This is a genomic window from Tenacibaculum insulae (assembly GCF_964512435.1).
GTDB lineage: Bacteria > Bacteroidota > Bacteroidia > Flavobacteriales > Flavobacteriaceae > Polaribacter > Polaribacter insulae_A.
In genome coordinates this window covers 2,345,819-2,365,478 of sequence record NZ_OZ208512.1, presented here as the reverse complement: position 1 = coordinate 2,365,478, position 19,660 = coordinate 2,345,819, and the positions used below count along the sequence as shown (strand labels likewise).

Annotated in this window: 21 protein-coding genes; 8 read left to right on the top strand and 13 right to left on the bottom strand. The window is 30.0% G+C overall.

Annotated elements, in window-relative coordinates:
- Nucleotides 1–44: 44 nt before the first annotated feature.
- Both ACN5J5_RS10885 and ACN5J5_RS10880 read left to right on the top strand, forming a co-directional pair.
- The gene (locus tag ACN5J5_RS10885) at nucleotides 45–770 is read left to right on the top strand and encodes an SAM-dependent methyltransferase (protein ID WP_418644920.1); all 726 of its coding nucleotides are present in this window, start codon (nucleotides 45–47) and stop codon (nucleotides 768–770) included.
- Nucleotides 767–1,444, top strand: a complete 678-nt coding sequence (locus ACN5J5_RS10880; protein ID WP_418644919.1) for a ZIP family metal transporter — start codon at nucleotides 767–769, stop codon at nucleotides 1,442–1,444. Before ACN5J5_RS10885 ends, ACN5J5_RS10880 begins: the two co-directional genes overlap by 4 nt.
- Here ACN5J5_RS10880 and ACN5J5_RS10875 read toward each other — a convergent pair.
- The 3 genes from ACN5J5_RS10875 to ACN5J5_RS10865 are packed head-to-tail and all read right to left on the bottom strand — an operon-like array spanning nucleotide 1,441 to nucleotide 3,978.
- Nucleotides 1,441–1,803, bottom strand: a complete 363-nt coding sequence (locus ACN5J5_RS10875) for a cupin domain-containing protein (RefSeq protein WP_418644918.1) — start codon at nucleotides 1,801–1,803, stop codon at nucleotides 1,441–1,443. The genes ACN5J5_RS10880 and ACN5J5_RS10875 overlap by 4 nt on opposite strands.
- A 48-nt stretch (nucleotides 1,804–1,851) precedes the next feature.
- Nucleotides 1,852–2,412: a hypothetical protein gene (locus ACN5J5_RS10870; protein WP_418644917.1), complete on the bottom strand. Its 561-nt coding sequence runs from the start codon at nucleotides 2,410–2,412 to the stop codon at nucleotides 1,852–1,854.
- A 42-nt stretch (nucleotides 2,413–2,454) separates the two neighbouring features.
- Nucleotides 2,455–3,978, bottom strand: a complete 1,524-nt coding sequence (locus tag ACN5J5_RS10865) for a helicase HerA-like domain-containing protein (RefSeq protein WP_418644916.1) — start codon at nucleotides 3,976–3,978, stop codon at nucleotides 2,455–2,457.
- 87 nt (nucleotides 3,979–4,065) lie between these two features.
- On the opposite strand from ACN5J5_RS10865, the gene ACN5J5_RS10860 reads away from it, so the two are divergent.
- On the top strand, nucleotides 4,066–4,698 hold the full coding sequence (locus ACN5J5_RS10860; protein WP_418644915.1) for a 7-carboxy-7-deazaguanine synthase QueE: 633 nt from the start codon (nucleotides 4,066–4,068) through the stop codon (nucleotides 4,696–4,698).
- Between the two features lie 29 nt (nucleotides 4,699–4,727).
- Here the strand turns inward: ACN5J5_RS10860 and bshA are convergent, their stop codons facing one another.
- The 4 genes from bshA to dnaB all read right to left on the bottom strand — a co-directional run bounded on the left by bshA (nucleotide 4,728) and on the right by dnaB (nucleotide 9,753).
- Nucleotides 4,728–5,858 carry an N-acetyl-alpha-D-glucosaminyl L-malate synthase BshA gene (gene bshA, locus ACN5J5_RS10855; RefSeq protein WP_418644914.1) on the bottom strand — a complete coding sequence of 377 codons (1,131 nt, stop codon included), beginning with the start codon at nucleotides 5,856–5,858 and terminating at the stop codon, nucleotides 4,728–4,730.
- A gap of 129 nt (nucleotides 5,859–5,987) precedes the next feature.
- The gene (locus tag ACN5J5_RS10850; protein WP_418644913.1) at nucleotides 5,988–6,833 is read right to left on the bottom strand and encodes a transketolase; all 846 of its coding nucleotides are present in this window, start codon (nucleotides 6,831–6,833) and stop codon (nucleotides 5,988–5,990) included.
- Between the two features lie 62 nt (nucleotides 6,834–6,895).
- Entirely contained in the window at nucleotides 6,896–8,155 is a 1,260-nt protein-coding gene (locus ACN5J5_RS10845; protein WP_418644912.1) for an asparagine synthetase B, read from the bottom strand.
- A 71-nt stretch (nucleotides 8,156–8,226) separates the two neighbouring features.
- Entirely contained in the window at nucleotides 8,227–9,753 is a 1,527-nt protein-coding gene (gene dnaB, locus ACN5J5_RS10840; RefSeq protein ID WP_418644911.1) for a replicative DNA helicase, read from the bottom strand.
- 127 nt (nucleotides 9,754–9,880) lie between these two features.
- Between dnaB and ACN5J5_RS10835 the strand changes: the two genes are divergently transcribed.
- The 4 genes from ACN5J5_RS10835 (at nucleotide 9,881) to lysA (ending at nucleotide 14,474) form a co-directional block, all read left to right on the top strand.
- Nucleotides 9,881–10,951 carry a DUF3810 domain-containing protein gene (locus tag ACN5J5_RS10835; RefSeq protein ID WP_418644910.1) on the top strand — a complete coding sequence of 357 codons (1,071 nt, stop codon included), beginning with the start codon at nucleotides 9,881–9,883 and terminating at the stop codon, nucleotides 10,949–10,951.
- A gap of 16 nt (nucleotides 10,952–10,967) precedes the next feature.
- Entirely contained in the window at nucleotides 10,968–11,522 is a 555-nt protein-coding gene (locus tag ACN5J5_RS10830) for a hypothetical protein (protein WP_418644909.1), read from the top strand.
- A gap of 28 nt (nucleotides 11,523–11,550) precedes the next feature.
- The gene (pepT, locus tag ACN5J5_RS10825; protein WP_418644908.1) at nucleotides 11,551–12,789 is read left to right on the top strand and encodes a peptidase T; all 1,239 of its coding nucleotides are present in this window, start codon (nucleotides 11,551–11,553) and stop codon (nucleotides 12,787–12,789) included.
- 479 nt (nucleotides 12,790–13,268) lie between these two features.
- A complete protein-coding gene (lysA, locus tag ACN5J5_RS10820) occupies nucleotides 13,269–14,474 on the top strand; it encodes a diaminopimelate decarboxylase (protein ID WP_418644907.1) in 1,206 nt (401 codons plus the stop codon).
- A gap of 252 nt (nucleotides 14,475–14,726) precedes the next feature.
- Here lysA and rplI read toward each other — a convergent pair whose 3' ends face one another.
- The 3 genes from rplI to rpsF are packed head-to-tail and all read right to left on the bottom strand — an operon-like array spanning nucleotide 14,727 to nucleotide 15,833.
- Nucleotides 14,727–15,176, bottom strand: coding sequence for a 50S ribosomal protein L9 (rplI, locus tag ACN5J5_RS10815; protein ID WP_418644906.1), 450 nt, complete (start codon nucleotides 15,174–15,176; stop codon nucleotides 14,727–14,729).
- Nucleotides 15,177–15,191: 15 nt separating this feature from the next.
- Nucleotides 15,192–15,488 (bottom strand): 30S ribosomal protein S18, encoded by a 297-nt coding sequence (rpsR, locus tag ACN5J5_RS10810; RefSeq protein ID WP_068705048.1) that lies wholly within the window; start codon nucleotides 15,486–15,488, stop codon nucleotides 15,192–15,194.
- Nucleotides 15,489–15,491: 3 nt separating this feature from the next.
- Nucleotides 15,492–15,833 (bottom strand): 30S ribosomal protein S6, encoded by a 342-nt coding sequence (gene rpsF, locus ACN5J5_RS10805; protein WP_068705046.1) that lies wholly within the window; start codon nucleotides 15,831–15,833, stop codon nucleotides 15,492–15,494.
- 122 nt (nucleotides 15,834–15,955) lie between these two features.
- Here rpsF and ACN5J5_RS10800 point away from each other — a divergent pair, with 122 nt between their 5' ends.
- Nucleotides 15,956–16,855 (top strand): sterol desaturase family protein, encoded by a 900-nt coding sequence (locus ACN5J5_RS10800; RefSeq protein ID WP_418644905.1) that lies wholly within the window; start codon nucleotides 15,956–15,958, stop codon nucleotides 16,853–16,855.
- A gap of 17 nt (nucleotides 16,856–16,872) precedes the next feature.
- Here the strand turns inward: ACN5J5_RS10800 and ACN5J5_RS10795 are convergent, their stop codons facing one another.
- The 3 genes from ACN5J5_RS10795 to ACN5J5_RS10785 all read right to left on the bottom strand — a co-directional run bounded on the left by ACN5J5_RS10795 (nucleotide 16,873) and on the right by ACN5J5_RS10785 (nucleotide 19,354).
- Entirely contained in the window at nucleotides 16,873–17,940 is a 1,068-nt protein-coding gene (locus ACN5J5_RS10795; protein ID WP_418644904.1) for a hypothetical protein, read from the bottom strand.
- A gap of 63 nt (nucleotides 17,941–18,003) precedes the next feature.
- Entirely contained in the window at nucleotides 18,004–18,807 is an 804-nt protein-coding gene (locus ACN5J5_RS10790) for a hypothetical protein (protein WP_418644903.1), read from the bottom strand.
- Nucleotides 18,794–19,354 (bottom strand): RNA polymerase sigma factor, encoded by a 561-nt coding sequence (locus ACN5J5_RS10785; RefSeq protein WP_418644902.1) that lies wholly within the window; start codon nucleotides 19,352–19,354, stop codon nucleotides 18,794–18,796. Before ACN5J5_RS10785 ends, ACN5J5_RS10790 begins: the two co-directional genes overlap by 14 nt.
- Nucleotides 19,355–19,660: the final 306 nt, after the last annotated feature.

The window sequence follows — 19,660 nt, the reverse complement described above, 5'->3', positions numbered from 1 at the left end:
TCTAAAAAACGTAAGATTTATGTATTTTTGCAGACCTTATAACTATGAAAACAACAGACTGGTTTACTTCTTGGTTCGATACACCATATTACCATACATTATACAAGCATAGAAACGATGCCGATGCTCAGTTTTTTATGCGAAATATTACTTCGTTTTTAAATTTGCCTAAATCTAGCCACATAGCTGATATACCTTGTGGAAAAGGACGACATTCTGTATACCTAAATTCTTTAGAATATAAGGTTACTGGTGGCGATTTAAGTAATAATAGCATTAAATACGCAAAACAATTTGAAAACGAATCATTAAGATTTGAGGTTTGGGATATGCGAAATCCTTTAGAGCAAAAATACCATGCTATTTTTAACTTATTTACAAGTTTTGGCTATTTTGAGGATGATAAAGAAGACATAACTATTTTAAAAAGTTTTAAAAACGGATTAAAAGAAAACGGCGTTGTTGTATTAGACTTTTTAAATGTTGAAAAAGTAAAAAATAATTTAGTTAAAGAAGAAATTAAAACTATTGATGGAATTGAATTTTTCATTAAAAGAGAAATTAAAGATGGTTTTATCTTAAAACATATTTCTTTTATTGCTGATAATCAAAAACATTCATATACCGAGCAAGTTAAATTTTTAACTTTAGATAAAATGCAAACCTATTTTAAAGAGGCGGGCTTAAAAATAAAACATGTTTTTGGAGATTATAGTTTATCAACTTTTGATAAAAACACTTCGGATAGATTAATTTTAATAGGAGAATGAGTTACATTTTATTAATAGTTGCTGTTTTAGTTGGCTCTTTACTTGTTTTAGTTTTAAAACCCAACAATACTCTTGTAAGATTATTATTAGCCTTTAGCGGAGCTTATTTACTATCGGTTACTATTTTACATTTGGTACCCGAAGTTTATACACATACACACGAGGCTAAAAAAATAGGAATTTTAATTTTAGTGGGAATCATAATTCAATCTGTTTTAGAATCTTTTTCTAAAGGAGCAGAACATGGGCACATTCACTTACATTCAAATTCTTCAAAATTTCCATGGTTGTTGTTTATTAGCTTGTGCATTCATGCTTTTTCTGAAGGATTGCCAATACACCATGCTGGCGACAATTTACTTTGGGCAATAATAGTTCATAAAATTCCGATCGCTATTGTTTTAACAACGTTTTTATTACAAACTACTTACAAGAAAAAAACAATTATTCTGTTTTTATCTCTTTTTGCACTAATGAGTCCGTTTGGAGTTTTAATTTCTGATAAAGTTTCTTTTTTAAATCAATATCACACCGAAATAACTGCTTTAATTATTGGAGTATTTTTACATATTTCAACTATTATACTTTTTGAAAGTTCAGAAAATCATAAATTCAACTTTAAAAAGTTTACAGCAATTCTGTTGGGTGTATTACTAACTATATGTACACTTTAATCTTCTCTATTTACTAAATCAATAGAAAAAGCGGGTAAACAAACCGCTAAATATTCGCAAGGTTCATTAAACGGATTTGAATATTTAATACGTACCTCTTTTTCAATTTTAATAGACTCTCCTGCTTTTAAAACAACAATTTCTCCATCAATATTAAATTGTTTTTTTCCTTTTATAATATAAGTATATTCTTCAAATTTTGGCGTTTGAAAAGGCTCACTCCAACCTGCAGGTGCAACCATATGAGCAATGCTTACTTTTGATTTTTTATCCGTTGCATTACCAAAATGCTCTTCTATTAACTTACCATCTGTTGTTGGTACAACAAACGGGCTTTTTTGTATGGTGTATTTTTTCATCTTATAAAATAAAAAAGCCGAAACAGATGTTTCGACTTTTGTTTGTTTTTAATTAAACCAAATGGTTAATGATTTTATTTTAGCTAAATCAGGAATTTGTTCTTTAGTTACTTTTTGAGTACTAAATTCTTTTAATCCTAAATCTTCTTTATCAATTGAAATGGTAGCGTTTAAATCATCAATAAATAAAGTTGCTGATAAAAATGATGATTCCACTTTACTTATAGTATTATTCGCATTAATTTCTTGAAAACTTGAATTGATATTTAATCCGGTTTTGGTTTTAAAACGATCATCAAAAACCTCTATACTTTTTATGGTTGATGCAGAGTCTAATTGCTCATTTGGTACAATGGTTAATAAATGTTTTCCTCCTTTTTCATAAATTAAATATTTATCATCTTCTTGATAAAAGTTACGTCCTTTTGCTCCTTCACTTAATATTTTTACAATAGAATCATTTTTAAAAATTCCGTCAACCTCTTCCATTGTTGTTTTGGTGGTTAATTGCCCTACTTTTCCTTTAGAAATATCATATTTACTATTTCCGCATTGTATAAATACAACAGACATTAAAGCGATAATAAGTGGTTTAATTAAGTTTCTCATTTAATTTGTTTTTATTGAAAACGTTTTTATTTACTATTTGTTTTATTTTAATACTTTCTTTAAAATTCCGAATACACTGCGTATAAATGTTGCGCTTGTTAACACTTTTACTATCGGATTTTGTCGCGTACTTCTACTATATGTTGATGATGTTCTACGCCTTGTTTTTGCAGCTTCTTTTTTACTAGCTTCTGCCGTTTTTTCTTTGTTAATTTTAGCTATTTTCTCATTTAACAATTCATAAGCACTTTCTCTATCTATAACATCGTTATATTTTGGTATTAGCCTCGAATTATCTAAAACTTGTTTAATTTCTTTATCCGTAAGTATGTCCATTCTACTCATCGGAGCACGTAACATAGTTCTTGCTAACGGAGTCGGAATTCCTTTTTCATTTAATACGGATACCAACGCTTCGCCGATTCCTAACTGTGTTAAAACTTCTTTCGTATCATAATATTCAGAATCCGGATAATTTTCAGCAGCTAATTTAATTGCCTTTCTATCTTTGGCGGTAAAAGCTCTTAAAGCATGCTGAATTTTCATTCCCAATTGCGCCAAAACATCTTCTGGAACATCCTTCGGATTTTGGGTTACAAAATACAAACCTATTCCTTTAGAACGAATTAATTTTACAATACTTTCTATTTGATTTAATAATGCTTTTGATGCTTCTTCAAAAACTAAATGTGCTTCATCAATAAAAATAACCAATTCAGGTTGATCACTATCTCCTTGCTCTGGAAAAGTTTCGTAAACTTCTGCCAATAATTGCATCATAAAAGTTGAAAACAGTTTTGGCTTATCTTGTATATCCGTTAATCTTAAAACTGATATTAATCCTCTTCCATTTTCATCAATCCGTGTTAAATCATCTACTTCAAAAGATTTTTCTCCAAAAAACAAATCGCCACCTTGCTGTTCTATCTCTACTATTTTTCTTAGAATTGCACCTGTACTTGCAGTAGAAATTCGCCCGTATTCTTCTTGAATTTCTTTTTTTCCTTCGTTGGTTATAAACTGAAGTATTTTTTTAAAATCCTTTAAATCTAATAATGGTAATTTATTATCGTCGCAATATTTAAAAATAATTGCAACAATGCCAGATTGCGTCTCTGTTAAATCTAAAATTCGAGATAACAAAACTGGTCCAAATTCTGATACCGTTGCTCGTAAACGCACTCCGTTTTGTTCAGAAATTGATAATATTTCTATCGGAAATTTTGTTGCATTAAACGGAATTCCAATTTTTTCGTGGCGCTCATCAATCTTTACATGACCAGGACTTGGCTGTGCCAACCCACTTAAATCACCTTTTACATCCATCAATAAAACTGGTATCCCTTTTTCAGACATGTTTTCTGCCAATACCTGTAAGGTTTTAGTTTTACCGGTACCCGTTGCACCTGCAATTAATCCGTGACGATTTAAAGTTTTTAATGGAATATTTACCAAAGCATTTGTTACGGTTTCTTCCCCCAACATACCTGCTCCTAAAGTGATAAAATCTCCCTTACTTTTATAACCTTCCTTTATATAATTAAAAAACGCTTCGGTTTTACTCATCTTATTGCGGTTCTTTTTATTGATAAAACACGTAAAAGTAACAAAAATCATTCATAAAATTTTAATGTTACCTATCTTTGCACTCTTATGTTGAAAAAAGAAGTACAAGAGTTAATAAATAAAGGTGAAATGCTTCCGTTAATGGAAGAATTTTATACCATTCAAGGAGAAGGATCGCACACAGGTACCGCAGCTTATTTTATTAGAATTGGTGGTTGTGATGTTGGTTGTCATTGGTGTGATGTTAAAGAAAGTTGGGATGCTAATTTACATCCACCAACAAAAACAGATCTTATAGTTACCAATGCAAAAAAATATGCTAAAACAGTAGTAATTACAGGTGGTGAACCTTTAATGTGGAGTTTAGATTATATTACCAAAGAATTGCAAGATAAGGGAATGAAAACTCATATTGAAACTTCGGGTGCTTATGATTTTTCTGGAATTTGGGATTGGTTTTGTTTATCACCAAAAAAAACAAAATTACCTACAAAAGAGTGTTATAAAGAGGCCGATGAACTAAAAATGATTATTCATAATAAAAGTGATTTTGAGTTTGCTGAAGAACAAGCTGAAAGAGTCGGAAAAAAATGCCAACTTTTTTTACAACCAGAATGGAGTAAAAAAGAAAAAATGACTCCAATGATTATCGATTATGTAATGCAAAATCCGAAATGGAGAATCTCTTTACAAACACATAAATATTTAAATATACCTTAAAAAAAAAGCAACCAAATTGGTTGCTTTTTTTATACTGTTACTGAGCATTTTTTATAAATTTCTTCATAAACGGGTAATATTTTTTCTAAAGAAAACAATTTAATATGTTCTTTCGCATTTATTTTAAATTGATTTAAAACAGCATCGTCTTTTAATATTTTAATGGCATTTTTTGCCATATCATCTACATCACCTAAATTGCTTAAATATCCTGTTTCTCCATTAATATTTACTTCTGGTAAACCTCCGCAATTTGTAGATATAACCGCTGTACTTGCTGCCATAGCTTCTAAAGCTGCTAAACCAAAACTTTCGGTTTCTGATGGCAACAAAAAAACATCAGAATAACATAATATTTTAGCTACCTCATTACTGTTTCCTAAAAACAATACTTTATCTTCAATAGCTAGTTCTTTTACTAAATTTTCTGCTTTTAAACGCTCAGGACCATCACCAACCATTAATAATTTTGATGGAATTTCTTTTTGAACTTTATTAAATATTCTAATCACATCATCAGTACGTTTTACTGGTCTAAAATTACTTACATGTGTTAAAATTTTTTCTTCTGGTGCTGCTAAAGCTGTTCTTTTACACTCATCTTGATGGGCTTTTGCATATTTTTCTCCATCAATAAAATTATAAATCACTTTAATATCTTTTTCAATATTAAATAAACGCAATGTATCTGCTTTTAAACTATTAGAAACCGCAGTTACTTCGTCTGATTTATTTATGCTAAACTCTACCGCTGTTTTATATGTTGGATGACTACCAACTAAGGTAATATCTGTACCATGTAAAGTAGTAACTACCTTTACATGAATTTCTTTATCTAGCAGCATTTTTTTAGCCATATAAGCAGCATATGCATGCGGAATTGCATAATGTACATGTAAAACTTCTAATTGAAATTTTTCAACAACTTCTACCATTTTACTAGATAATGCCAACTCGTAAGGTTGATATTGAAATAATGGATATTCTTCTAAAACAACTTCGTGAAAATGCAATCGGTGAGAAAAAAAATCTAACCGCACTGGCTGATTGTAGGTTATAAAATGTACTTCGTGACCTTTATCGGCAAGTGCCATTCCTAATTCGGTTGCCACTACTCCACTACCTCCAAAAGTCGGGTAACATACTATTCCTATTCTCATACTTTAGTTTAATTATTCTCCTATATTATTGACGTAAATTTACAATATTACTTACGCTTTTTTGTGAATAAAAGCATAAAAAAATCCCGCTATAAGAGCGGGATTTAAATTTTATCAGTAAAAAACTATTTAATAGTCTCCTAATGTTTCAGGGTTTTGAGCTAATGATGATGTTAATTGCTCATCATTTGGGGCTTTACCATGCCATGCATGTGTGTGCATCATAAAATCAATACCGTTACCCATTTCTGTATATAATAACACACAAATTGGTTTACCATTACCTGTACGAGATTTTGCATCAGCCATTGCTTTTAAAATAACATCAACATTATTACCTTCTTTAACCTCTAACACATCCCATCCAAAAGCTTCAAATTTTGCTTTTAAACTTCCCATAGCTAAAACTTGGTCGGTAGTTCCGTCAATTTGTTTTTCGTTAACATCAATCGTTGAAATTAAATTATCAACTTTTTTACCAGCAGCATACATTGCAGCTTCCCAAATTTGACCTTCTTGTAATTCTCCATCACCATGTAATGTATATACAATTTTATCATCTCCGTTTAACTTTTTAGCTTGTGCAGCTCCAATTGCAACGCTCATCCCTTGCCCTAAAGAACCAGATGCAATACGAATACCTGGCAAGTTTTCGTGCGTTGTTGGATGTCCTTGTAAACGTGTATCTAACTTTCTAAATGTTGCTAATTCTGCAACAGGAAAAAAACCACTACGTGCTAAAACACTATAATAAACTGGCGATATATGTCCGTTTGATAAAAAGAATAAATCTTCATTATTCCCATCCATTTTAAAATCAGTAGAATAATCCATGATTTCTTGGTACAAACATGTTAAAAATTCGGCACATCCCAAAGATCCTCCTGGATGACCAGAATTTACAGCATGAACCATTCGAACGATGTCTCTACGAACCTGTTGTGTAAACTCTTGAAGTTGTTGTGTTGTTGGCATTATTGTTGTGTTTTGTTCTGAGCAAAAGTAACTGTTTATAAAACAATTGCCAATTACTTTTTTTAAGTTTTTTGCTTTTTCTTTTTTGCTGCCGGAAAAAGCACATTATTTAAAATTAAGCGATACCCTGGTGATGTTGGGTGCAAATCTAATTCTGTTTTCGGGTCTCCTACTCTATGTTGATAATCTTCAGGGTCATGACCTCCGTAAAAGGTAAACATACCTTTTCCTTTTGTTCCGTGAATATAACGTCCTTCTCCGTTGGTTTTATTTTCTCCTAAAATCATTACAGTTGATTTTATTGTTGATCGATCAAAAGAAGTCGTTTGCCCCATAAAAGCTTTTACTAATTGTGTGTGATTTTGCGTTAACATGGTTGGTACCTGATCCCATTTTGCTGAATATTCTCCTAAAGTAAAATAATCAACTTCCTTTTTAATTTTTCTTTTACGGGTCATATCAATAGAAGAAAACTCGTAAGTTGTTGGATTACGAACTAATTCGAAATTTTTAAATGCAAATGTTTTATTAAAATCTATTTTCGATTGATAATTAGGTTCGGATGCATCGCCGTCAAACATTCCTTCGGCAATATCAACTCCATCTGCTGCCAAAGCAATATCAAAACTATCGGTTGCAGAACACATTGCAAACATAAATCCGCCACCAATTACATAATCTCTAATTTTTTTAGCAACATCTCTTTTTTCTTCAGATACTTTAGCGTAACCTAATTTTGTTGCCAAAGCTTCAGCATCTTTTTTTTGTTGAATATACCAAGGTGCTGTTCTAAAACTTCCATAAAAACGACCATATTGTCCGGTAAAATCTTCGTGATGCAAGTGTAACCATTCATATAATAATAACTTATCATTTAAAACTTCTTCATCATAAATTACATCAAACGGAATTTCAGCATAAGTTAACACCATGGTTACAGCATCGTCCCAAGGCATTTTACTTTTTGGTGAATACACTGCTATTTTTGGAGCTTTTTCTAAAGTTACTGCTTCTTGATTTTTAGATGGTGACGAAATTTCTTCTAATATTAATTTTGATTTTGCATCAGAAATTATTTGATATGAAACACCACGAATTTTACATTCTTTTTCTATCGATTCATTATTTTCTATCAAAAATGCGCCTCCGTCATAATTTAACAGCCATTTTGCTTTTAAACCATTTTGCAAGGCGTAATACACAATTCCGTATGCTTTTAAATGATTTTTTTGATTTTCATGACTCATCGGAACATAAACAAATGATGCCCAAAGTGAGTTTGATACTAATAAAAAGACTAATATATATAGGTGTTTTTTCATACTAAAAACTAAAATACACAATTACAAAGTAGCAATTGTGTATTTTATATATTTTATGTTTTATTTATATTTTAAAAAGGAACATCATCATCACTTGGTCCGAATGCATCTTCTGGCGATACAAAATTACTAGAAGCAACTTCGTTGTTAAAACCAGATTCGATACCTGTATTCATACTTGATTGAAATTCACTACTAAATCCTTCTTCTAAATCTGAAAATTTTGCTAAATGTCCCGTAAATTTTAAACGAATATTATCCAACCCACCATTACGATGTTTTGCTACAATAAACTCCCCCTGACCTTCACATGGCGAGTGATCATCATCATCCCACTCTGTCATTCCGTAGTATTCTGGTCTAAAAATAAACGATACAATATCAGCATCTTGCTCAATAGCTCCAGATTCACGTAAATCTGATAATAATGGTCTTTTAGATCCTCCACGAGTTTCTACCGCACGCGATAATTGTGATAACGCAATTACTGGTACGCTTAGTTCTTTTGCTAAAGCTTTTAAGTTACGTGAAATGGTAGATATTTCTTGTTCACGATTTCCTCCAGATCCTCCTGCGGTCATTAATTGTAAATAATCAATAATTAAAATACGAACATTGTGTTGCGATACTAAACGACGCGCCTTTGCACGTAAATCAAAAATTGAAAGTGCTGGTGTGTCATCAATAAAAATAGGAGCATCCGAAAGTTTTTTAACTTTTACATTTAGTTGTTCCCATTCATGTGGTTCTAAATTTCCTTTACGTAGTTTTTCTGATGTTAATCCTGTTTCTGATGAAATCATACGCGTAATTAACTGTACTGACGACATCTCTAACGAGAATACTGCAACTGCATGGTTAAAATCAATTGCCATGTTTTTAGCCATTGAAATTACAAAGGCTGTTTTACCCATACCAGGACGCGCTGCAATAATAATTAAATCAGATGGTTGCCAACCTGATGTTAAAGCATCTAATTTTGTAAATCCGGTAGCCAAACCACTCATCCCTTCTTTACCCGATATTTCTTGTATTTTGGTAATAGATTGCTGTACTAATGAATCGGCACGCTCTGCTCCTTTTTTAAGATTACCTTGTGTTACCTCAAATAATTTTCCTTCGGCATCATCTAATAAATCAAAAACATCAACAGTTTCGTTGTAAGCATTCTCTATAATTTCAGAAGAAATAGTAATTAATTTACGCTGAATATATTTTTCTAAAATAATACGGGAGTGAAACTCAATATGTGCTGATGAAGCTACTTTTTGAGTTAATCCTATTAAGAAAAAATCACCACCTGCAACATCTAATTTTCCATTTTTCTTTAACTGATTTGATACTGAAAGTAAATCAATCGGTTCAGAATTTTGAAAAAGCGTATAAATTGCCGCATATATTTCTTGATGTCTTTTGTCGTAAAAAGCTTCCGGACTAAGAATATCTATAATTTCATCTATCCCTTTTTTATCAATCATCATCGCCCCTAAAACAGCCTCCTCTAGCTCTAAAGCTTGTGGTGGTATTTTACCTTTTTCAAGGCTTACAATTCTTGCCTTATCAATTTTAGTTCCCCTAACAGAATGCGTTTTCTCCATAGCCACAAATGTAAATTTTTAAGATGATATTTGTAGGAGTTCGACTAAACTTTCTTTTTACACAAATTTGCAAACAAAATTGTTATTAACCTGTTGATAACCTTCTAACTTTCTTATTTTTGATGCTATGCAATACCGTAAAAAATATTTAATTATAAGTTTAACCTTACCTATTCAGGTTGTTTTTGTGCAATTTTTAAGCCAAAAACCACAATGGATAGCGCAATATTATAGTAACGGTATATATCCGTTTATTTCTAAATTTTTCCGTTTCATTTTAGGATGGATTCCCTTTTCTTTCGGAGATGTTTTAGGACTATTTTTAATTATTTTATTTATACAAAGCATTTATAAGTTGATTAAAAATCGATTTAAAAACCTTGGTACGCAGCTTTTAAAATTCACCTCCGCTTTAGCGATAATTTATTTTTGCTTTTACACTTTTTGGGGATTCAATTATTTTCGTGAACCATTGGCTAAAAATTTAGATTTACAACAAGCTTTCTATACAACAGAGCAATTGGTTGAAACGACTCATAAAATAGTTTCAGAATTAAATAAAATCCATTTTCAAATTACAAATAACGATTCTATTAAAATTACAGTTCCTTATTCACAAAAAGAAATTTACAGTTTAGCCACTAATGGTTATAAAAATTTAGCAGAAAAATATCCGCAGTTAGCCTATACAAATTCATCCATAAAAAACTCTTTAGTCAGTTTATTTCAATCTTATAATGGTACTTCAGGTTATATAAATCCAATTACTGGAGAAGCGCAAGTAAACGATATGATACCTAAAACTGGTTATCCCGCAACTACTTGTCACGAAATGGCACATCAAATTGGTTGGGCGGCAGAGAATGACGCTAATTTTGTTGGCTTTTTAGCCTCCATTGCAAACGACGACTTATATTTTAAATATTCAGGTTATAGAATGGCTTATAACTATTGTATCCGTCAAGTATACAAACGTGATAAAAAAGCTGCCTTAGCAATTAAAAATTCAGTAAATAAAGGAATTTACAAAGATTATAACGATAGTTATTTACATTGGAAACAATTTGAAAATCCGATTGAACCTTATTTTAAAAAAGGATATAATTCGTATTTAAAAGCAAACAATCAATCAAAAGGAATAAAATCTTACAGTTATGTAGTAGATTTGTTAATTGCTTATTTTAAACACAATTCGTAAAATTAAAATTGAATTTATGAAAAATATTTTTGCTGTTTTAACTTTGTTTTTAATGTTTTCGTGCAGCTCTTCTTCCGAATTAAAAAATGAATTTCCTTGTAAAGATTCAACCACTTTTTTAAACTTAAAAAAAACGAGTGATGTTAGAAATTTATTTGCTGTTTCATTACCAAAAAACTGGAAAGTAAATTTGTATTACGATAACGGAAAAACTTCTATTTACGCTGCAGACACAACAGTAAGCTTAACAAAAACAATACTTTTTGATGCTACTTTAATTCATTCTCCTGTATTTTTAGACACAAATTTTACTAAAAAAATTACGACTGACAATACTAATATGAAGTTGGTTGAAACCAAAACAAAACACATTAACTTATTTAACAAACCTTCTTATTTTAGTTTTGCAAAGGGTAAAAAAGGAAAATTTAATTATCATATTTTAAACACTTTTACCAAAGTTAATTCTGACAATTTTTTACACGTAAAGACAGAAATTTATGGAGATTCTTTAATAGCGGAAAGAATTTGTAATGCCATAAATTTAATTGATAAAATACAATTGAAATAGTTATTTTTGAAACACTAAAATTACCACAATGAATAAACAACATATCATTAATAGATTTATAAAATATGTAACTATTGATACTGAAAGTGATCCTAAAAATCCTGCTTTTCCTAGTACCGAAAAACAATGGGATTTAGCTAGAGTTCTTGAAAAAGAATTGAAAGAAATAGGAATGGAAGAGGTTGATTTAGATGAAAATTGTTACCTGATGGCTACTTTGCCTAGTAATTTAGATTACGAAGTGCCAACCATTGGCTTTGTTGCCCATATTGATACAAGTCCTGATTTTACTGGAGCGAACGTAAAACCTCAAATCCATGAAAATTACGACGGAAAAGACATTCTTTTAAATAAAGAAGAAAATATTGTTTTATCTCCTGATTATTTTGATGATTTATTACAGTATAAAGGGCAAACCATTATTACTACAGACGGAACAACTTTGTTAGGTGCCGATGATAAAGCTGGTGTTACCGAAATCGTTTCTGCTATGGAATATCTAATTCAGCATCCAGAAATTAAACATGGTAAAATTAGAGTATGCTTTCCTCCTGATGAAGAAGTTGGTAAAGGCGCTCACATGTTTGATGTTGAAAAGTTTGGTGCACAATGGGCTTACACTATGGATGGAAGTCAAATTGGAGAACTAGAATACGAAAACTTTAACGCTGCCGGAGCAAAAATTACCATAAATGGTAAAATTGTACATCCTGGGTACGCAAAAGGAAAAATGATTAATTCAATGACAATTGCTAGTGAATTAATTAATGCTTTACCAGAAAATGAAGTTCCAGAAAAAACTACTGGTTACGAAGGTTTTTTTCACTTACACCACATGGAAGGAAAAGTAGAGCAAACAACCTTACATTATATAATTAGAGATCATGATATGGAATTGTTTAAAAATCGTAAACAAGCCATGTTAGATTTAGTTTCGGTAATAAACACCAAATTAGGGAAAGATTTAATTGAAATTGAAATCAAAGATCAATATTATAATATGAAGGAAAAAGTAACTCCTGTAATGCATATTGTTGATATTGCCGAAGAAGTAATGAAGGATATGAATATTACACCTTTAATTAAGCCTATTCGTGGAGGTACTGATGGCTCGCAACTATCGTACAAAGGATTACCTTGCCCGAATATTTTTGCTGGAGGACATAATTTTCATGGACGTTACGAATATGTACCTGTAGAAAGTATATTAAAAGCCACTGAAGTAATTGTGGGTATTGCTAATAAAGTAGCTGTAAAATTTAAATAAACTTAACTAGTTACAAAACAAAAAACTCTAGCAATTGTTAATTGCTAGAGTTTTTTTTATGATATTATCTACCCCTCTCAGAAAATATCACAAAGATTGAAATAAATCCCCTTATTTTTATTTCATTACAAATTTCACACATTTAATACTATTTTTAAAAGGTAAAACACCTTATTACCATATATAATACCCTTAATATAAAAATACGAAAGCTCTAACGCATAACGTTAGAGCTTTACTTGTAACGATATTTTCACCCCTTAAAGAAAATATCATTAGTAATGTTGAAATAAATCCCCTTATTTTTATTTCATTACAAATATGTCATTATTTTCAAAACATTATTTAGGCAAATCCCCTTTTTAAGCACTGAAAACAACCTTTTTTGTACAAAAAAAATAGATTTGTATATTTTTAATAAATAATTTGTCAAAAAAAACAGCTTATCTACTTTTGACATGATCAAATAATAGATAAAAATGAATAGAGAAGAATTATTAAATCTAGCCAACAAGTATGGTTCTCCACTTTATGTATACGATACTGAAAAAATAATACAGCAGTACAATAAAATTACAACTGCTTTTTCGTCAGTTAAAAGCTTAAAATTAAACTACGCGGTTAAAGCCTTATCAAATATTAATATTTTAAAAGTTTTTAACACCCTAAAAAGTGGACTAGATACTGTTTCTATTCAAGAAGTAAAATTAGGATTGCATGCAGGTTTTAAACCTAAGGAAATTATTTATACACCTAACGGAGTTTCTTTACAAGAAATTGAAGAAGTAGCTAAATTAGGCGTGCAAATTAATATAGATAATTTATCAATATTAGAATTATTCGGACAAAAACATCCTAAAGTACCTGTTTGTATTCGTATAAATCCGCATATTATGGCTGGTGGTAATAGTAATATTTCTGTTGGACATATCGATTCGAAATTTGGTATTTCAATTCACCAAGTTCCGCATATAAAAAGAGTTGTAGAAAATACGGGTATGCGAATTAACGGAATTCACATGCATACTGGTTCTGATATTTTAGATATCGATACTTTTTTAAGAGCTACCGAAATTTTGTTTGATGTAGCAAAGCAATTTAAAAATATTGATTTTATTGATTTTGGAAGCGGATTTAAAGTACCTTATAAAAAGGATGATATTTCTACAGATATTGTTGAATTAGGTGAAAAATTATCCGCAAGATTTAATCAATTTTGTAAAGAATACGGAAAAAACATTACTTTAATGTTTGAACCTGGAAAGTTTTTAGTGAGTGAATCTGGTTATTTTTTAACAAAAGTAAATGTTATTAAACAAACTACCTCTACTGTATTTGCAGGGATTGATAGTGGAATGAATCATTTATTACGACCGATGCTTTATAATTCTTATCATTATATCGAAAATTTATCAAACCCTAAAGGAAGAGAGCGTTTTTATAGTGTGGTAGGTTATATTTGCGAAACAGATACTTTTGGTTCTAATAGGCGAATTAATGAAATATCAGAAGAAGATATTTTATGTTTTCACAATGCTGGTGCTTATTGTTTTTCAATGGCTTCTAATTATAATTCAAGATTTAAACCTGCAGAGGTTATGATACATAAAGGAAAGGATTATTTAATTAGAAAAAGAGAAACTATTGATGACATTCTTAGAAATCAAGAAGAAATAAAATTATAACAAACAAAAACTCTGATCTACCTTAAGTGGATCAGAGTTTTTCTAAAATACAATCAACCCCTCAAAAGATTATATTTTAATTTTGTAATAAAGTCCCCTATCTTTATTTACACTACAAAGATCAATATTATCTTTAGTAAAACTACAAGGCAAATCCCCCTTTTTACTCCAAAAAACACTTTTCACTTAAATTTTAAGCAAAAAAAAGCCCATTCAAAAATGAATAGGCTTCTTATTATATTTTTAAAACTCTTACTTTTCAGCAACAACTTCAAATACGATATCAGCAATAACAGCTCTGTGTAAACGTACAGCAGCGTTGTATTTACCTAATCTTTTTACACTACCTCCAGTTACTTTGATAAATTTCTTATCAATTTCAGTACCAGCTTTAGCTATAGCTTCAGCAACATTAATGTTATTTACTGAACCAAATAATTTATCACCAGAACCTACTTTAGAAGCAATCTTGATTTCATATCCTTTAACAGTTTCGGCTACTTTATTAGCGTCTTCTACTAATTTAGCTTCTTTAAAAGCACGTTGCTTTAAATTTTCAGCTAACACTTTTTTAGCTGAAGAAGTAGCTAAAATTGCATATCCTTGAGGAATTAGGCAGTTACGACCATAACCATTCTTAACAGTTACAACATCGTCTTTAAAACCTAAATTTTCTACGTCTTGTTTTAATATCAATTCCATGTTTCTACTTCTTTATTATTTTAACAAATCACCAACGTATGGCATTAATGCTAAGTGACGCGCTCTTTTAATAGCTTGTGCCACTTTACGTTGATATTTTAATGATGTTCCTGTTAAACGTCTTGGTAAAATTTTACCTTGTTCGTTTACTAAATACATTAAGAAGTCTGCATCTTTATAATCGATGTATTTAATACCATTCTTTTTAAAACGACAGTATTTAGCTTCTTTTTTAGTTTCGATATCAAGCGGAGTTAAGTAACGTACTTCTCCTTGCTTGTTTCCTTTTGCTTGTTGATCTATTGATGCCATTTCTTACTTTTTTGCAGATTTAACACGATTTCTTCTCTTTTCAGCCCAAGCTGCAGCATGTTTGTCTAACTTTACAGTTAAATAACGCATAACACTATCGTCTCTTCTGAACTCTAATTCAAAAGGAGCAATCGCATCTCCTGCTACCTTGTAGTCTAATAAGTGGTAAAATCCACTTTTTTTCTTTTCAATTGGGTAAGCTAATTTTTTTAAGCCCCAATCTTCTTTAGAAATCATTTCAGCACCTTTAGATAGTAAGTAGTCCTCAAACTTCTTTACTGTCTCCTTTATCTGAGTTTCAGATAAAACGGGATTCAAAATGAAAACAGTTTCGTAATGATTCATAATTAAATTGTTTAAAATTTATTTTAAGCCTGCAAATATACTGTTTTTTACTGCCTAAACAAACTCTTCTCTTTAAAATAATATATGTTTTTTTATGTAAGTTTGTAAACAAACCCTTTTTTATGCAAATCCCTGAAATACCAAACCTAATACATTACGCCATTCCTTTCTTTGTTTTAACTGTTATTATTGAGGTTATACTCACCGTAAAAATCAGATTAGAAAATTACGAATTTAAAGATGCAGCTACCTCTATAACTATGGGGTTAGGAAATGTTTTTATAGGTTTACTAACCAAAACTTTTGTATTTACACTGTTTATGATTATTTACAATAATGTAAAATTATTTACCATTCCTTTTGAATGGTGGGCTTGGGTTTTAATGTTTTTTTTATATGACTTTGGGTATTATTGGAGTCACCGAATTGGGCATACTAGTCGTTTTTTTTGGGCAAGTCATGTGGTACATCATTCTTCTAAAAAATATAATTTAGCGACGGCTTTACGACAAACTTGGACTGGCGGTTTTACTTCGTTTGTTTTTTATTTATGGTTACCAATATTAGGTTTTCATCCTGTAATGCAATTTACCATGGGAGCTATCAGTTTAATTTATCAATATTGGATTCATACCGAATTAATTACCAAACTACCTAAATGGTTTGAGGCTATTTTTAACACACCAAGTCATCACAGAGTTCATCATGCTACAAATCCGCAGTATTTAGATAGAAATCATGCTGGTACTTTAATTATTTGGGATAAACTATTTGGTACTTTTGAGCCTGAAGTTGAAAAACCTATTTATGGTTTAGTGACTAATATTAACACTTACAACCCCATTAAAATAGCATTTATTGAGTGGTATAATATGTTAAAAGATGTTTTTACAAGTAAAACTTCTTTAAATAAACGAATGTTATACTTTTTAAAACCTCCTGGGTGGAGGCATGATGGAACGGGAAAACTTTCGGGCGATTTACGCCAAGAATGGGAAAAGAATAAAAAAGGAGAAGTTTAAAACTTCTCCTTTTTTTGTTAATTAATATCAAATCGAAATCCTAATGAAATATTTCTTATTTCAGTATCTTTAAATAGTGGATTTAAATCGTATTTAGCATACAATCCGTAACCTCTATAAGCAAAATAAGCACTTAATCCGTAGTTAAAAATATTGGTATTAAATCCTGATTTTTGCACCTCTTCTACATTTATACCTTCTGCATTTTTATATTCTAAATACTGACGCGTTCCTAATTTAAATCCGAAAAAACCTCCCACTCCAAAACGAACAGATTTATGAGTTCTATCAGCAACAAAACCATCAGAATATTTTTTGTTTTTTGATAAATCAAATTCTAAATGCATCGGAAAATTCATTTGTACATGACGTAATCTACTTTCTTTAAGGTTAAATGGATGCACTTTTAAAATTGTGCTTTTTCCTGTTTTTGTATGATATTCATTGTTACCAGCTCTTAAATTGTTCCATAAAAAAGAAATTCCGTATTTAAAATAGGTTTTTGACGGTTGTTTAGATAAACGTGTTTTCCAAGTAAAACCTAATTCGTAAAAATGTGATTCCCAAAACTGATATTCAGAATCGTTTAACGAACTTAATTTATGATTAACCAAAACATTATTTGCTCCTAAAGCAAAAACAAACTGCGTTGTTGTTCTTTTACTATTTCGTCTTCTTTTTTTCTTTTTTACTTCCTTGTCTTCAGATAAACTTAACTTAAAAGTTGTTCCTCCTATTTTAAAGGTATTATTTAAGTCTGTTTCTTCAGTACTTGCTATTTTTCCGTTTGTTTTATCCTGTACTAATTTTTGCAATTTTTGTTCTTCAATACTTACCAATTTTTCAATTTGCATTGCATGGTATTCTGCCGCTATTTTTTTTAACGGAATCGCGCCTGCATCTGTTAACTCGTTTTTAGCAACCCTAGCATTAATAATTTTTACTTTTGATTTTAACGAATCTTTTTGCTGACTCGTTATTTGATCAATTCTTTTTGATATTTTTTGCACTTCTTTCTCGAAAGTTTTTTCTTGAGATTGGGCAATAGTTGTTACAAACAACACTAATAATAGTATTCTTTTCATCTTTTAAATTTTAAGTTAAACGGGTAATTTAAGTGTGTTTAATTATCGATAATTGGTAAGCGCTTATTTATTTCTATCTGCAATTGCAACAATTACATTTGATACTTTTGATTTGAATTTTTTCATAAAGTTTTCCTGAAAATCAGCTTCTTCAATATCATACTCTACTTCTGCCAAAATAATTGCTGGATTTATCTTTAAATTAGATTTGATTAATTCTTTTTGAATCGTATCTAAAACTGCGGCTCTTTTTATTTTATATTTTGCGTAATATTCCTTTATTTCTATTGATGAGTGAGTTACTGCAAATAATAAATCATCACTATTAACAGTTACTCTTGTCGTGTTTTTTTTATTATTAGAAGCATCTATATCTGCGGCTGCATATATCGCATTAACACTTTCCTTTCTTTTAATTTGATTTGTTAAAACTACATTTGTAGCTTCTTTTTGCTTTAAAGTATTTGCTTTTAAGTTTTTACTTTCTTCTTTTAAAACAGGCTTTTTAATTAATGTAGCAACCTTTTTATTTTCTTTTTTCGGTGTTTCTAAGCTTACAATAGCTTCTTTAACAGTACTTATTTCTTTTAAATTTACTTCTTTCATTTTTAAAGAATCAAAAGAAGTATTAACAATTGTGTTTTTAATAAAATCGTCGTTATTATTATTTTTTTGATAGATAAAAAACAAACTAACCAACATCGCAATACTAGCTACATAACTTAAATATATTACGTTTTTTTTCTTTTTAGTTCGCTGTTCTTTGTCTAACTGAACATGTAAACGCTCCCAAGCTGATGCAGATGGTTTTAATTCTCTGTCTTTAAATTTATCAGCAATATGTTTATCTATTTTATTTGTTTGCATCTTTAATTTCGTTCATTTTTATATAACTTTCTTGCAACCATTTTCTTGCTTTAAATAATTGCGACTTAGAGGTACCAGCTGAAATGTTTAATTTTTTAGCAATTTCAGAGTGTTTGTATCCTTCAATGGCATATAAATTAAAAACTAACTTATACCCTTCTGGTAATTGATCTATTAATTTTTGAATTTCTTCTACAGATGTGTTTTCTAAACTTTCGGTAGCCGCATCATCAAAAACAAAATCTTCATCTGTTAATTGAATCGGATTTTTTTTATTTAAATACGTAAGGCAAGTGTTTACAATTATTTTACGAATCCAACCTTCAAAACTTCCTTCTTTTTTAAATGTGTGTAATTTGGTAAATACTTTTAAAAAACCCGAAAGCATTAAATCTTCAGCATGGTGTATGTCTTTTACATATTGCCTACAAACACCTAACATTTTTGGTGAATACTGCTCAAATATTAACTGTTGCGCTTCTCTATTTTGTGCAACTGCCTTTTTTATTAATACAGATTGTTTTTTATGTAACTGAATAATTTTCAACTCAAATATTTAATTTACTTGCTTACAAATATAAAGACTAGCAATTTTAAAAAATGGTTGCCTGGAAGTAAAAAAGAATCTCCGACTTTTATAAAAGTCGGAGATTCAAATATCATCTTAAATGATATTTCAGGGGGACTTATAAACTTTTAAAAGTCTTTTTTCCTCTGAATTATACTACAAATATACCTGTTTACATCAATAAAAAACAAAGGAAAAACACTTGATATTTAATATTAAAAAGAAATAAGTAACATTTATTAGTTAATTAATAATTTGTTTTAAAATCATTTTAAACATTTATAG